15 protein-coding genes are annotated in these 13,286 nt (G+C 65.7%); 4 read left to right on the forward strand and 11 right to left on the reverse strand.

The genetic code is table 11. The features are described from left to right. Positions 1–104: 104 nt before the first annotated feature. Both paaB and paaA read right to left on the reverse strand, forming a co-directional pair. The gene (paaB, locus tag WKW80_RS21750; RefSeq protein WP_340365648.1) at positions 105–407 is read right to left on the reverse strand and encodes a 1,2-phenylacetyl-CoA epoxidase subunit PaaB; all 303 of its coding nucleotides are present in this window, start codon (positions 405–407) and stop codon (positions 105–107) included. 1 nt (position 408) lies between these two features. Further along, a complete protein-coding gene (gene paaA, locus WKW80_RS21755; protein ID WP_340365650.1) occupies positions 409–1,404 on the reverse strand; it encodes a 1,2-phenylacetyl-CoA epoxidase subunit PaaA in 996 nt (331 codons plus the stop codon). A gap of 116 nt (positions 1,405–1,520) precedes the next feature. On the opposite strand from paaA, the gene paaX reads away from it, so the two are divergent. Further along, a complete protein-coding gene (gene paaX / locus WKW80_RS21760) occupies positions 1,521–2,444 on the forward strand; it encodes a phenylacetic acid degradation operon negative regulatory protein PaaX (RefSeq protein ID WP_340365651.1) in 924 nt (307 codons plus the stop codon). Here the strand turns inward: paaX and WKW80_RS21765 are convergent. Then, the gene (locus tag WKW80_RS21765; protein ID WP_340365652.1) at positions 2,419–3,126 is read right to left on the reverse strand and encodes a histidine phosphatase family protein; all 708 of its coding nucleotides are present in this window, start codon (positions 3,124–3,126) and stop codon (positions 2,419–2,421) included. The genes paaX and WKW80_RS21765 overlap by 26 nt on opposite strands. Positions 3,127–3,225: 99 nt before the next feature. Between WKW80_RS21765 and WKW80_RS21770 the strand changes: the two genes are divergently transcribed. Continuing rightward, on the forward strand, positions 3,226–3,930 hold the full coding sequence (locus WKW80_RS21770) for an alpha/beta fold hydrolase (protein ID WP_340365653.1): 705 nt from the start codon (positions 3,226–3,228) through the stop codon (positions 3,928–3,930). A 68-nt stretch (positions 3,931–3,998) separates the two neighbouring features. Here WKW80_RS21770 and WKW80_RS21775 read toward each other — a convergent pair whose 3' ends face one another. From WKW80_RS21775 to WKW80_RS21810, 8 genes are all read right to left on the reverse strand, one after another. Then, a complete protein-coding gene (locus tag WKW80_RS21775; protein WP_340365654.1) occupies positions 3,999–4,436 on the reverse strand; it encodes an RNA recognition motif domain-containing protein in 438 nt (145 codons plus the stop codon). Positions 4,437–4,621: 185 nt separating this feature from the next. After that, a complete protein-coding gene (pxpA, locus tag WKW80_RS21780; protein ID WP_340365655.1) occupies positions 4,622–5,362 on the reverse strand; it encodes a 5-oxoprolinase subunit PxpA in 741 nt (246 codons plus the stop codon). 133 nt (positions 5,363–5,495) lie between these two features. Next, positions 5,496–6,494, reverse strand: coding sequence for a 5-oxoprolinase subunit C family protein (locus WKW80_RS21785; RefSeq protein ID WP_340365656.1), 999 nt, complete (start codon positions 6,492–6,494; stop codon positions 5,496–5,498). After that, positions 6,491–7,153 (reverse strand): 5-oxoprolinase subunit PxpB, encoded by a 663-nt coding sequence (gene pxpB / locus WKW80_RS21790; RefSeq protein WP_340365657.1) that lies wholly within the window; start codon positions 7,151–7,153, stop codon positions 6,491–6,493. The genes WKW80_RS21785 and pxpB overlap by 4 nt, the downstream gene beginning before the upstream one ends. Positions 7,154–7,172: 19 nt before the next feature. Further along, complete coding sequence (gene coaD, locus WKW80_RS21795) at positions 7,173–7,673, reverse strand: pantetheine-phosphate adenylyltransferase (protein ID WP_340365658.1); 501 nt, start codon at positions 7,671–7,673, stop codon at positions 7,173–7,175. A 48-nt stretch (positions 7,674–7,721) separates the two neighbouring features. After that, positions 7,722–8,399, reverse strand: coding sequence for an RsmD family RNA methyltransferase (locus WKW80_RS21800; RefSeq protein ID WP_340365659.1), 678 nt, complete (start codon positions 8,397–8,399; stop codon positions 7,722–7,724). A gap of 63 nt (positions 8,400–8,462) precedes the next feature. Beyond that, positions 8,463–9,821 carry a M16 family metallopeptidase gene (locus WKW80_RS21805; RefSeq protein WP_340365660.1) on the reverse strand — a complete coding sequence of 453 codons (1,359 nt, stop codon included), beginning with the start codon at positions 9,819–9,821 and terminating at the stop codon, positions 8,463–8,465. Positions 9,822–9,836: 15 nt separating this feature from the next. Next, the gene (locus WKW80_RS21810) at positions 9,837–11,276 is read right to left on the reverse strand and encodes a M16 family metallopeptidase (RefSeq protein ID WP_340365661.1); all 1,440 of its coding nucleotides are present in this window, start codon (positions 11,274–11,276) and stop codon (positions 9,837–9,839) included. Positions 11,277–11,305: 29 nt separating this feature from the next. Here WKW80_RS21810 and ftsY point away from each other — a divergent pair, with 29 nt between their 5' ends. Continuing rightward, a complete protein-coding gene (gene ftsY / locus WKW80_RS21815; RefSeq protein ID WP_340365662.1) occupies positions 11,306–12,652 on the forward strand; it encodes a signal recognition particle-docking protein FtsY in 1,347 nt (448 codons plus the stop codon). 162 nt (positions 12,653–12,814) lie between these two features. Then, positions 12,815–13,279, forward strand: a complete 465-nt coding sequence (locus WKW80_RS21820) for an Mpo1 family 2-hydroxy fatty acid dioxygenase (RefSeq protein WP_340365731.1) — start codon at positions 12,815–12,817, stop codon at positions 13,277–13,279. Positions 13,280–13,286 lie beyond the last annotated feature (7 nt).

Below are 13,286 nucleotides of genomic sequence, written 5' to 3' on the forward strand. Positions count from 1 at the left end.
TACCAGGGATACCACCAGGGATACCGCGGAACCGGCTTCGCCGTGCCGCTGGTATCGGTCCCTCGAGGGGGAGGCGCCGCAGGCGCTTCGGGGGTGTTTCATTTCTAGATGTGCTCCACGCCATCGGGCATGGGAAAGAACGTCGGATGGCGATACACCTTGCTCTGCGCCGCGTCGAACAGCGCCTCCTTGTCGCCGGGGCTGCTGGCCAGCACGTCGGCCGCACGCACGACCCAGATGCTCACGCCTTCGTTGCGCCGCGTGTAGACATCACGCGCATGCTGTACGGCGCTGGCGCCATCCACTGCATGCAGGCTGCCCACATGCTTGTGCGCGAGGCCGTGCTGGCTGCGAATGAAGATTTCCCACAGGGGCCATTCGCGTCGGGTTTTTTGCTCGGGGTTCATGTCATGCCACCTTCAGTTCGTCGGGTTGTTCCTGCTGGTCCGCGTAGGCCTGCATCGCTTCGCGAAACCAGGCGCCTTCGTCCCATGCCTTGTTGCGCGCTGCCAGGCGCTCCTGGTTGCATGGTCCCTTGCCGCGCACCACGTTGAAAAAATCTTCCCAGTCGATGGGGCCGTAGTCGTAGTGGCCGCGTTCCTCGTTCCACCTCAGGTCGGCGTCGGGAATCGTCAGGCCGAGGAACTCGGCTTGCGGCACGGTCTGGTCGATGAACTTCTGGCGCAGCGCATCGTTGGTCTGCGACTTGATCTTCCAGGCCATCGACTGCGCGCTGTTCACCGACTGGTCATCGGCCGGGCCATGCATGGCGATGGAAGGCCACCACCAGCGGTTGAGCGCGTCCTGCGCCATCGCCTTCTGCGCCGGCGTGCCGCGGCACAGCGTGTGCATGATCTCGAAGCCCTGGCGCTGATGGAACGATTCCTCCTTGCACACCCGCACCATGGCGCGCGCATACGGCCCGTAGGAGCAGCGGCAGATCGGCACCTGGTTCACGATCGCCGAGCCATCGACCAGCCAGCCGATGGCGCCGATGTCGGCCCAGGTCAGTGTGGGGTAGTTGAAGATGCTCGAGTACTTGGCCTTGCCCGACAGCAGGTCGAGGTAAGTCTGGTCGCGCGTCACGCCGAGCGTCTCGACCGCGCTGTACAAGTACAGGCCGTGGCCCGCTTCATCCTGCACCTTGGCCATGAGGATGGCCTTGCGTTGCAGCGTGGGCGCCCGCGTGATCCAGTTGGCTTCGGGCAGCATGCCGACGTATTCGGAATGCGCGTGTTGCGAGATCTGCCGGATCAGCGTCTTGCGATAACCCTCAGGCATCCAATCCTTGGGTTCGACCTTGATGCTGGCGTCGATCCGCTCCTGAAATGCGCGCTCCTGCGGCGACATTTCATCCAGCGTCTTGACCGCCTGTGCACCCGTCTCGACGAGTTGTGCGTACATGCATGTCTCCATTCATCGTGTCGTTGACGAGGATCAATCCCTCGAACTGAAATGAATGGTAGTGATACAAAAGGACTCATACAATCGAATGATGTGTATCATTTCCGGAGCACGCCATGCCATCGGCAACGCTTGAAGGGAAGATCTCGCCCAGCGTTGCGAGGCTTCGGCGCGGGCTCGTGATGCGTGCCAACTCGGTGCTGATCACCATCTACGGCGACGCGATCGCACCGCGGCGCCAGTCGGTCTGGCTGGGCAGTTTGATCAGCCTGGCGGAGCCGTTCGGCATCTCGTCGCGGCTGGTGCGCACCAGTGCATTCCGCCTCACCGCGGATGATTGGTTCAGCGCCACGCGCATCGGGCGACGCAGCTACTACGGTTTGTCGGATGTGGGCCTGTTGCGTGTGCGGCATGCCGACCGGCGCATCTACGAGTTCAACCTCCCCACATGGGACGGCCGATGGACGCTGGTGCTGCTGGAAGCCGGCATGCGCGCCAGCATGCGCCAGCACCTGAAGCGCGAACTGCTGTGGGAAAGCTTCGGCCAGTTGTCCCCCGGCATCTTTGCGCACCCGCATGTGGACCACCAATCGCTGCAGGAAATACTGCGAGCCGCCAAGGCCGAAGGGCACGTTGCCGTGCTGAGCGCGCAGAGCCTCGACGACTACGGCCGCAAGCCGCTGCAGGCGCTGATGCACGACACCTTCAAGCTCGCCAAGGTGGAGCAGGCATGGCAGCAATTCATCACCCGCTTCGCGCCTGCTGTCGCGCTGCTGGATTCATTGACGCAGGCTGAAGCCTTCTTCCTGCGCACCTTGCTGATCCACGAATACCGCCGGGTCTTGCTGCGCGATCCCAACCTGCCGGCGGCCTTGCTGCCCGACGATTGGCCCGGCCTGCGCGCACGCGAATTGTGCGAATTGCTCTATCGCAAGCTGCTGGTCGGCAGTGAGCAGTTCCTCGTCGCCCACATGGAAACCACCGACGGGCCGCTCAGCAAGACGCCGAGGGAAATCAGCCGGCGTCTGACGAGCGCTTGACCACGGAAGCAGGCGCCAGGTGACGGCGCTGGTCGTAGGTCGGCTGCGGCGGCAGATCCTTCAGGTGCGCCGTGTCGGCCCAATCGAGGATCTCGATGCGCGTTGGATGCGCCGCATCGGCCAGCCGAACGCGGTTGAACCCGGCGTTGGGAATGTCGCTCTGCCGCGGCCCGCTCAGGCTCATGCCCTTGGCGGTGCGCCACACCATGTCGAGCACGCCGCCATGCGTCACCACCAGCACGTTCTGGCCGGCATGCGTCGTCGCGATTCGCCGCAGCGCCTCGATGATCCGCGCATGAAATACGAGTGCCGATTCGCCTTCGGGCATCGAATGCTCTTCGCGAAATTCGAGCCACTGCTCCCACGCGCGCGGATGCAGCGCGCGAATCTCATCTGCGCGCAGACCCTCGGCCACGCCGAAGTGCTGCTCGCGCAATCCGACGGTCGTGACGATCGGCAGCTTGAGTTGCTGCGCGGCCGGCGCCGCCGTTTGCTGTGCGCGCATCAGGTCGCTGCAGATCACCTGCTGTACCGGCTCTCCGGCCAGCCGCAGGCCGAGCCGGCGGGCCTGTTCGTGACCCATGTCGTTGAGGGGCACGTCGACATGGCCTTGAAAGCGCAGTTCGCGGTTCCAGTCGGTTTCGCCGTGGCGGATCAGGATCAGGTTGGTGGCAATTGGCATGGTGCGTACTCACATTGTCCCATCGGCACCGCGTCCCCCATGTGTCAATGCCAGAATCGTTGACAGCCTCGCATTGCGATTTCTCCTGCCGCTCCCGTCATGCCCCAACTCGTCCTGATTCCCGGCCTTGCCTGCGACGACCGCCTCTGGCAAGACCAGTGGCCCGCCCTCCCCGACAACATGAGGCCTGCGGTGAGCGACGCGCACATGCGATTCGCAACCATCGAGGAAATGGCGCGCGCCGTACTCGAGGCGCACGATGGCCCGCTGATCCTGTGTGGCGCCTCGATGGGCGGCATGATCGCGATGGAAGCGGCCCGCCAGGCACCCGAACGCATCCAGGGCCTGGCGCTCCTCGGCACCAACCCACGCGCCGAGACGCCTGACATGCGCGCGCTGCGCGAGGCCGCCATCGAACTGTTCGCACGCGGCGACGTGCTCGGGGTGATCAAGCCCAACATCATGTTCGCGTTCCACCCGAAGCAGGCCGCCGATGCGACACTGGTGGACCGATACCTGTGCATGATGCTCGACGCCGGCGCCGGCCAGCTGATCAATCAGAACCGCGCGCTGATGCAGCGGCCCGATGCGCGCGGCCAATTGCCCGGCCTGCGCTGTCCGGTGCTGGTGATGTGCGGCGACACCGACCGACTGACCCCACCGGAGTGTTCGCGGGAAATCGCAGCGCTGGTGCCCGCCGCCGAACTGGTCTGGGTACCCGACTGCGGCCACATGCTGACGATGGAAAAGCCCGCGCTCGTCAATGAAACCCTGGCCGCTTGGCTGACCCGCTTCGAGGACTGATCGGCAGCCAGGCCACAGACGCAAAAAAGGCTCCCGAAGGAGCCTTTTTATTTCAGAGCAGCGAGTGCTTAGTAGCCGCCGCGGCTGTTGCCGCCACCGTAGCCACCACCGCCACCACCGTAACCGCCGCCGCCGCCACCACCACCGTAGCCGCCGCCACCACCACTGCGGCCACCGCCGCCACCGCCGCCGTAGCCGCCGCCACCACCACCACCACTACGGCCGCCGCCGCCACCGAAACCGCCCGAGGGGCGCGGTTCCATCGGACGGGCTTCGTTCACCGTCAGGCTGCGGCCTTCGAGTGCGTGGCCGTTCATGCCTTCAATGGCTGCGAGCGCTTCTGCGTCGGTGCCCATTTCGACAAAGCCGAAACCCTTGGAACGACCGGTGTCGCGCTCCATCATGACCTTGGCGCTGGCGACAGCACCGTACTGGCCGAAGGCCTGTTCCAGGTCGTTGTCACGGATCGAGTAGGCGAGATTGCCCACGTACAGTTTTTTGCCCATTTCGGGACTCCTCAAATTACAAGAAACAAAAGCGATGGAGTCCCAGAATCACAACAAACAAAACCGCTGTGGCGCGAAACCGACCTATCACCGTTTGCCGGCCCGCAGGAACCTGCAGGAAAGCTGCGGCATTATCTGCCAAAGCACGCCGTTGTGCCGAAAAAAGAAAAATAGTTCACGTTGTTTCAACTCATGGCGCGAATTGGAATGCCTTCCCCGGTGAGCCGTTCGCGGATGTTTTTCGCGAACTGCAAGGCGTGGGCGCCGTCGCCGTGCAGGCAAACGGTCTGGGCATTCACCGCCACCGTGCTGCCATCGACAGCCGTCACTCTGTGGTCTCGTACCAACGAAATGGTTTGGGCAATGGCCTGGGCATCGTCCTCGATCAGCGCGCCCGGGAGCTTTCGGCTGACCAGGCTGCCGTCGGGGTTGTAGCCGCGGTCGGCAAAAACCTCTTCCACCGGTTTCAGGCCGGCGCGGCGGGCCGCGGCGATCATGCCGCTGCCGGCGAGCCCGAAGAACTTGAGCGACGGGTCGAAGCGCCTGACTGCCTCGCACAACGCATCGGCCAGCGCCGGATCCCTGGCCGCCTGGTTGTAAAGCGCCCCGTGCGGCTTGACGTGCGCGAGTGTCCCGCCCTCCGCCTTGACGATCGCGGCCAGCGCGCCGATCTGGTAGAGCGTGCCGGCAATGACTTCGTCCGCAGGCAGGTTCATTTCGCTGCGGCCGAAGTTCTCGCGGTCCGGAAAGCTCGGATGCGCGCCGATGGCCACGCCATTGGCAAGAGCCCAACGGACGCATTGCTGCATCGTCTTCGCGTCGCCCGCATGCCAGCCACAGGCAATGTTGGCCGAACTCACCAGCGCCAGCAGCGCCTCGTCGTTTTCGCAGCCTTCGCCGAGGTCGGCGTTGAGATCGATCGTCATGTTTTTCGCCTCCAGGCTGCGCGCACGTCGTGCGCTCCTCCCACCCCTACCGGGGGCGACACCAGCGGCCCGGCAAAGCCGCTTCCGCGGTGTCTCTCGAATGATGGTGGGTCGACGTCGTGGGGGGAACAGTCTACGTCTGCACGGGCCAGTTTGCGGAAATCAGGCCTTGTGCGACTTGCCGCAGGTAACGCTGTTGTGCGTCCCATGCGTCGCGGGCAGCGACGGCATCGACTTCCACCAGCCGCAGTCGCCCGTTCAGTGGCGCCTGCGCGAGCTTCCAGAGGTCGGCGCGGATCACGACGCCGATGCGCGGGTAGCCGCCGGTGGTCTGTGCATCGCCCATGAGGATGATCGGCTGTCCGGACGGCGGCACCTGGATCGTGCCGGGGATGACGGCTGACGAAAGCATGTCGGCATGGCGCCGGCGCTTCAGTTCCGTCCCGGCGAGCCGACTGCCCATGCGGTTGCTCTGGGTGGTGATGCGCCACTCTTCGCCCCACAAGGCAGCCCGGGCCGCAACCAGGTACTGCTCGTATTCCGGGCCCTGCATCACGCGCAGGGAGATGGGCTCGGTGAGGCCTTCGCCTGCCGCCCAACCGGGCGGGCGCAGGCCGAACTGGCGGCAAGTGCGCTGCGCCTCGTCGAGCGCCGACGGGCCGATCGACAGCTGATCGTTCTTGCGCAGCGCCCGGCCTTGATGACCGCCAAAGCCGGCCTTCAGGTCCGTGCTGCGTGATCCGAGCACCGGCAGGACGTCAATGCCGCCCGCCACGGCAAGCCAGGTGCGCAAGCCCGGCTTGCGGCCAGACGCATTGGTACCGCCCAACTTGAGAGTCTGGCCAGCGCCGACGGCCACGCTCCAGCAGGGCCACAGGCGCTGTCCATCGAGGCACGCGGAAAAGTCGTCGCCGGCCAGCGCGATGCGCGTGTCGGACTCGAAGCGAAGCTCGCAGTTGCCCAGTGTGATTTCCAGCCCCGCCGCGCCGTCCGCGTTGCCGACCAGTCGATTCGCCAGGGTCAGCGCCAGCGTGTCCAGCGCCCCGCCGGGACAGATGCCAAGCTGGCGATGGCCGTGCCGTCCCAGATCCTGCACCGAAGCCAGGATGCCGGGGCGCAAGACGGTGATCATGTCGTCACGCTTTCCGCAACGAAGCGCACGCGGTCGCCAGGCCGCAGCAGCGTCGGCTCCTTCGCGCTGGGGTCGAATATTTCCAGCGACGTGCGCCCGATGATGTTCCAGCCGCCCGGCGAGACCAACGGATAGATGCCGGTCTGCTCGCCGCCAATTCCGACTGATCGTGCGGGCACCGCCGTGCGCGGCTCCGCGCGGCGCGGTGTCGCGAGTTCGGGTGCAAGGCCGCCCATGAACGCAAAACCTGGGAGAAAGCCGAGCAGGTAGACGACGTAATCGCCCGCGCAATGGCGCCGCACCACTTCGTCCGGCGTCAGGCCGGTGTGGGAGGCGACATCGCCGAGATCGGGGCCATCGATGCCACCATACGCCACCGGGATCTGCACCTCGCGCCCTGCGATGGCGCCGGCCTTGAGCTTTGGCCACTGGGCAAGAATGCGCGCGCCGAGCGACTCCGCATCGGCGAGCGCCGGGTCGAACATCAACGTCAGGTTGTTCATGCCCGGCAGCACCTCGCCAACGCCAGGCCATTCCACCGCTTCGGCCGCAAGCGCCCAGATCCTTTGCTGCACCGCCAGTTGCGCAGGTGCCGGCAGTTCGCACAACAAGGCAGCGTCGCCCAGGGCGAAGAGCCGGGGCGGTCTGGATTCGTTCATTCCGCGGGGGCTGCGCGCATCATTCGCGCCCGAGGCTGCGCACCTTGGCCGCGAGCTTTTTCCGCACGCCAGAAGACACGAACTTGTCTATCTCGCCACCCAGCATTGCAATCTCGCGCACGAAGGTGCTCGAGATGAACTGGTATTTGTCGCTCGGCGTGAGGAACACGGTCTCGACATTCGGCATCAGCGACCGATTCATGCCGGCCAGCTGGAATTCATAGTCGAAGTCGGTGACCGCGCGCAGGCCGCGCACCATCGCCTTTCCATTGCGTGCGACGACGAAGTCGCGCAGCAGGCCTGAAAAGCTTTCGACCGTCACCTGGTCCTTGAACGGCTCGACCGCTTCGTGCACCATGCCGATCCGCTCTTCGAGCGAGAACAGGGCCTTCTTGTGGTGGCCAGCCGCCACCGCCACGATGACGTGCGAAAACAGCTGCGTAGCGCGCCGAACCACGTCTTCGTGGCCTAAGGTTATGGGATCGAAAGTGCCGGGGTAAACGGCAATCACGCTGGACATTTGTTTTGCTCCTCCACCGTCGGCCGGTTCGGCTTCGGGTCGGGCGGATTATGCAGCCGCATTGGCCAGCGGGCGCAGCAGATGTGCATGCACTGCGCCTGCCTTCATATAGCGAAAGCCGATGAGGCCCAGCGGCGCGAGTTCGTCGTCGGTCCAGCGCCGCGGCGCCTCGAGATACACCGCGCCGTCGGCATGCAAAGCACGAGCGGCGGCGCGTAGCGCGGGTTCGTACAGGGCCGCCTGCTCGAACGGCGGATCGAGGAACACCGCGTGCAGGCTGCCGACCGGCGCGCGTTCGACGGCTGTCACTCCGTTGCCGCGTTCGATGCGCAGGCTCGGGGCATCGAGCTTGGCCTTGATGGCTTGCAACTGCGCTACCAGGTCCGCGTCCTGCTCGCAGAGGATGACGCTGCCGGCCCCGCGCGATGCCGCCTCGAGCCCCAACGCGCCGGTGCCCGCGAAGGCGTCGATGCATTGCCAGCCCGGCAATTCGCCCCCACCCGCGCCAGCCAGGCTGGCAAGCCAGTTGAACAGCGTCTCGCGCACCCGGTCGGGCGTGGGGCGCAGGCCGGGCTTGTCGGCGACCGCGAGCCGCGTGCGCTTCCATTGGCCCCCGATGATTCGGATCTGGCGCGGCAACGCAGACTTGTGGCGCGGTGCCTTCGCGGGCCTTGCTGCCTTTGCTGCTGGCTTGGCCGTGGCCTTGGGTGCGGTTTCTTTCCTCATCGGGCCGAGCTTAACCGCGGCACGCCTGCTGCGCCTCGCTGCGGGGGGCCAGGCGTCAGGCCGTTATTCCTTGGCGCCGAGAATGACGGTCACCATGCGTTGCGGATGCAGCTTGCGCTGATACGCGGCCTTGATGTCGGCTGTGGTGATGGCGTTCATGCGCGTCGTCCAGGTGTCCAGGTAGTCCAGCGGCAGGCCGTACCAGGCGATGTTGGCCACGTTGCCAAGCAGCTTGCGATTACTGTCGAGGAGCAGCGGAAAGCCACCGATGAGGTTGTCTTTCGCTGCCTTGAGTTCGGCCTCGGTCGGGCCTTCGGCCACGAACTTCTCCAGCACTTCGCGCGAAAGCTTGACCGCCTGGTCCGCCTGGTCCGGCCGGGTCTGGAAGCCGATGCGGAACGCACCCGCATGCAGCCCCGGTGCAAAGCCGCTGTAGATGCTGTAGGCCAGCCCGCGCTTCTCGCGCACCTGCTCGGTGAGGCGCGACACGAACCCGCCACCACCCAGCACGTAGTTGCCCAGCGTCAGCGCGAAGTGGTCCGGGTCGCTGCGCGGATAGCCGGGCTCGCCGATATAGACATGCGCTTGCGCCGAGTCGAACGGAACGCGCTCTTCCTTCGCCCCCGTGAGCGGCATGACCTCCGGCACCACCGGCAGCGCAACGCATCCCGCCGGTTGCGCGGGCAAGCGCGACATCAGCGTCATGGCGATAGCCTCCGCCTGCGGCCGCGTGACCGCACCGACGATGCTCAGCTTGGCGCGGCACGGCGCGATGAGTTGCTCATAGCGGGTGCGCATCACCGCCGTGTCGATGCGCGCCAGCGATTCCTCGGTCACCTCCGCGCCGAAAGGATGGCTGCCGTATACCGCTTGCGAGAACGTGCGCGCAGCGACGGTGTCGGGCTTGGTGTTGGCTTCCTTGATCGCGGCGCCGATTCGTTCGCGCTCGCGCTTCCAGACGTCTTCCGGAAACGAGGGCTCGCCGATCTCGCGCGCGGCCAGCGCCACCGCCTTGTCAAGCAGCGCCGGATCGGACAGCGTGCGCAAGCTGAAGCTGGTGCGCTCGGGACCCGCTCCTGCATCGAAGCTGGCGCCAAGGTCTGCCCAGGCCTCGCCCAGCGCGTTCTCGTCCATCGCCTTTGGATACGGCCCGGAAGCCGGCGCCGCGCGAATGCCTTTCTCGATCATGCCGGCCGTGACGCTGGCCAGCCCGGCCTGCGCCTCCGGATCGCGTCGGCTGCCGGCGTCGAAGTCGAGTTGGAGGTCGAGGATCGGCAGCGAGTCCACACTCGCAAGCCAGACCTGCGCGCCGTTGGACAAGGTCCAGTGTTCGATCGGCACCGCCGCCTGTGCATTCAGGGCGATCAGCACTGCGGCGCTGGCCAGCAAGGCGCGCGTTGCGATTCTTTGGATAGCAAACATGGGAGAGGATGTCTTTCAGCGCAGCTCGCCTGCGGGCGCGGGACGCGGCCGGCGATTCTTGTCGGGCGGCAGTGGCCGCAGGACGGCGACCGTGAGTTGGTCATCGCCGAAATACTTGCCGGCGACCGCCTGCACCTGTTCGGCCGTGACGGCCTGCAGCCTGGACATCATCTGCATGCTCGCGTCCAGAGGCAGCCCCTGGATCCAGTTGCTGCCGAGTTCCCGCGCCTGGGCCATGACCGAGTCCAGCTTGTAGGTTTCGCTGGCCACCCACTGTGTCTTGACGCGCGCGAGCTCGGCCGCGCCGATGCCGTCCTTTGCGACGCGGGCCACCTCTGCGCGCAAGGCTGCCTCGACTTGCTCGGGCGTCTTCCCGGCCGCAGGCACGCCGTCGAGGCCGAACAGTTGCGGGCCTCTACCGATGAAGCCCGCATATGAGCCGGCGGAGTCGGCCACACGGTTCGGCCCCTGCGTCAGCGCGCGGTCGAGCCGCGCGCCCGCGTAGCCGTCGAGCACCGCCGAAAGCACCACCAGCGCCCACGCATCGCTCTCGCCGTCCAGACTCTCGAGCTTCGGCGTACGGAACACCAGCGACACGTACGACTGCTCGGCCGGCGCCTTGAACTCGACGCGCCGGATGCCGCGCTGCTCGGGTTCGATGCGCGGCTTGCGCACGGGCAACGCGCGGGCTGGGATGCTCCCGTAGTATTTTTCAGCCAGCTTGCGCACTTGTTCCACGTCCACATCGCCGGCGACCACAAGGGCGGCATTGGCCGGCACATACCAGCGCTGGTGAAAGTCGCGCACATCCTGGGGCGTCATCGCGTCGAGGTCGCTCATCCATCCGACCACCGGACGGTGATACGGCGACGCAATGAACACGGCCGCGTTCTGCTGCTCGCCGAGCAGCGAACGCGGCTGGTCTTCGGTGCGCATGCGGCGCTCTTCCTTGACCACTTCGATCTCGCGCTTGAACTCGTCGTCGGCCCACTGGTTGTGGGCGAAGCGGTCGGACTCCAGCTTCATCACTTCTTCCAGCTTGCCCATTGGAATCTGCTGGTAGTAACCGGTGTAGTCGCGCGTGGTGAAGGCGTTCTCGCGCCCGCCGAGCGCAGCCACACGGCGCGAGAACTCGCCGGGCTTCAGATCCTTCGTCCCCTTGAACATCATGTGCTCGAGCGCGTGGGCCACGCCCGAAGTGCCGTCGACTTCGTCCATGGCGCCGACGCGCACCCACACCATCTGCACCGCAGTGGGTGCCCGGCGATCGGGCTTGACGATCAGTGTCATGCCGTTGGCCAGCGTGAACTGCTGCGCCCGCGTGGACTGCGCGGAGGGTGGAGATGCGGCGGCGGTGGTCGGGTTTTGCGCAGCGACGGGCATGACCCAAAGCGCAAACAGCGCCGAGGCCAGCACCGCACCGAACGCAGCGCGGCGTGGCGAGGGGCGTTTCATAGAATGGGTCGGATTGTAAAAACGCTGCGATGTTCAGTTTCTTCAAGAAAAAAAAGCCCGAGGACGAGTTGTCTCCGGCACCAGATCCTTCTTTACCTCCCGCGCCCACAGTGGCAGCGGGTACGGTCCAGCAGGAGGTGCCGGCGTTCCTGCGCGACTTGCCGGCAGTATCGGTGCCAGCGCCAACCGACGCGGCCGCCGCTGCACCTGCACCCGTAGCACCCGTAGCACCCGCGCCCACGGCAGCCCCCTTTCTTCCGCCACGCTGGACGCGGCCTCCACCGCCCGCGCCGCTGGCGTTCAAGCCCCCACCGCCTGTTCCGCAGTCGGTGCCGTCGCAGACTCCTGCAGGTACCGAAGTCCCTGCGTTCCTGCGCGACCTTCCTCCCGCACCGACGCCGATTGCACCGCCCGCCGAGCAGCGCAAGCCCTCACCCTATCGCGCCGCGCCTGCGCCCCTGGAGCCTACTGAAGCCGAGCGCGCAGGCTGGCTCGCCAAGCTCAAGACCGGCCTCAAGAAGACCGGCACCGGCATCCAGGCCGTGTTCATCAACGCCCAGATTGACGAAGACCTCTACGAGGAACTCGAGACCGCCCTGCTGATGGCCGACACCGGCGTGAAAGCGACCGAGTCGATCCTTGAAGAACTGCGCCGACGCGTCAAGAGCACCATTGCCAAGGACGCCGCGCAAGTGCGCGTGCTGCTGGCCGATGTGCTGACCGACTTGCTCAAGCCTCTCGAAAAGCAACTCGTCATCGGCGAGCACACGCCCACCGTGATCATGGTCGCGGGCGTGAATGGCGCCGGCAAGACCACGTCGATCGGCAAGCTCACCAAGCACCTTTCCAGCGAAGGTTGCTCGACGCTGCTGGCCGCGGCCGACACCTTCCGCGCCGCCGCGCGCGAGCAGTTGCTGGTCTGGGCCGACCGCAACACGGTCGAGATCGTGAGCAACGAAGGCGGCGACCCGTCGTCCGTGAGCTTCGATGCGGTCAAGGCCGGCAAGGCGCGTGGCAAGGACGTCGTGCTGGTCGATACGGCAGGCCGGTTGCCGACGCAAATCCACCTGATGGACGAGTTGAAGAAGATCAAGCGCGTGGTCACCAAGGCCGACGAAAGCGCACCGCACGAGATTCTCCTGGTGATCGACGGAAACACCGGCCAGAACGCCGTCGCGCAGGTCAAGGCCTTCGACGATGCGCTCGGCCTCACTGGGCTGATCGTCACCAAGCTCGATGGCACGGCACGCGGTGGCGTGTTGGCAGCCATCGCGCGCGAGCGGCCGGTTCCCGTCTATTTCGTGGGCGTCGGCGAGAAGCTGGAAGACCTCGAGACCTTCAGCGCACGCGAGTTTGCGCAGGCTCTGCTGGGCTGAGCCCGGCAAGCTTTCGTAGCCGTTTCGGACACCACCCGGTGAACCACGCGGCGCCAGCCAATGCGCCGACGGTGATCGCAATTCTCCGTAGCTTCCCTCTCTCGCTCATGTGGCCCGCGCTGGCATCATGGCAAGGTTGCCGCATGACGCGGCGCCGGAGCAATCATGGATACCGCGCACGCCCCGCTGACGAGCACTGGTCGCAAGCTGGACCGCCTGCTCGCGCACTACGGCGAAAGCCACCGCAACCCGACCAACGAACTGATCCACTTCATCGCAATTCCGGCGATCCTGTTGAGCATCGTGGGGCTTCTGTACGCCCTGCATCCATGGGTGGCCTATGCCTTCGTCACGGCCAGCCTTGTCTACTACGCGTCGCTGCGCTCCATCGTGCTGTTCGCCACCATGGCTGTGTGCACTGTTGCTGCCGTTGCGCTCGTGCGTTCGCTTGGCGAGCTCGTGGTGCCAGTGTCTGCCACGGTGTTCGTGGTGGCCTGGATCTTCCAATTCATCGGCCACAAGATCGAAGGCAGGAAACCTTCGTTCTTTGAAGATATCCAATACCTCTGGGTGGGTCCGCTGTTCGTGGTGACGCAGCTCTATGTCAGGCTGGGCGTGCGCTGGTAGGGGAGAC

Origin of the sequence: Variovorax humicola (assembly GCF_037889915.1) — a bacterium.
GTDB lineage: Bacteria > Pseudomonadota > Gammaproteobacteria > Burkholderiales > Burkholderiaceae_C > Variovorax > Variovorax humicola.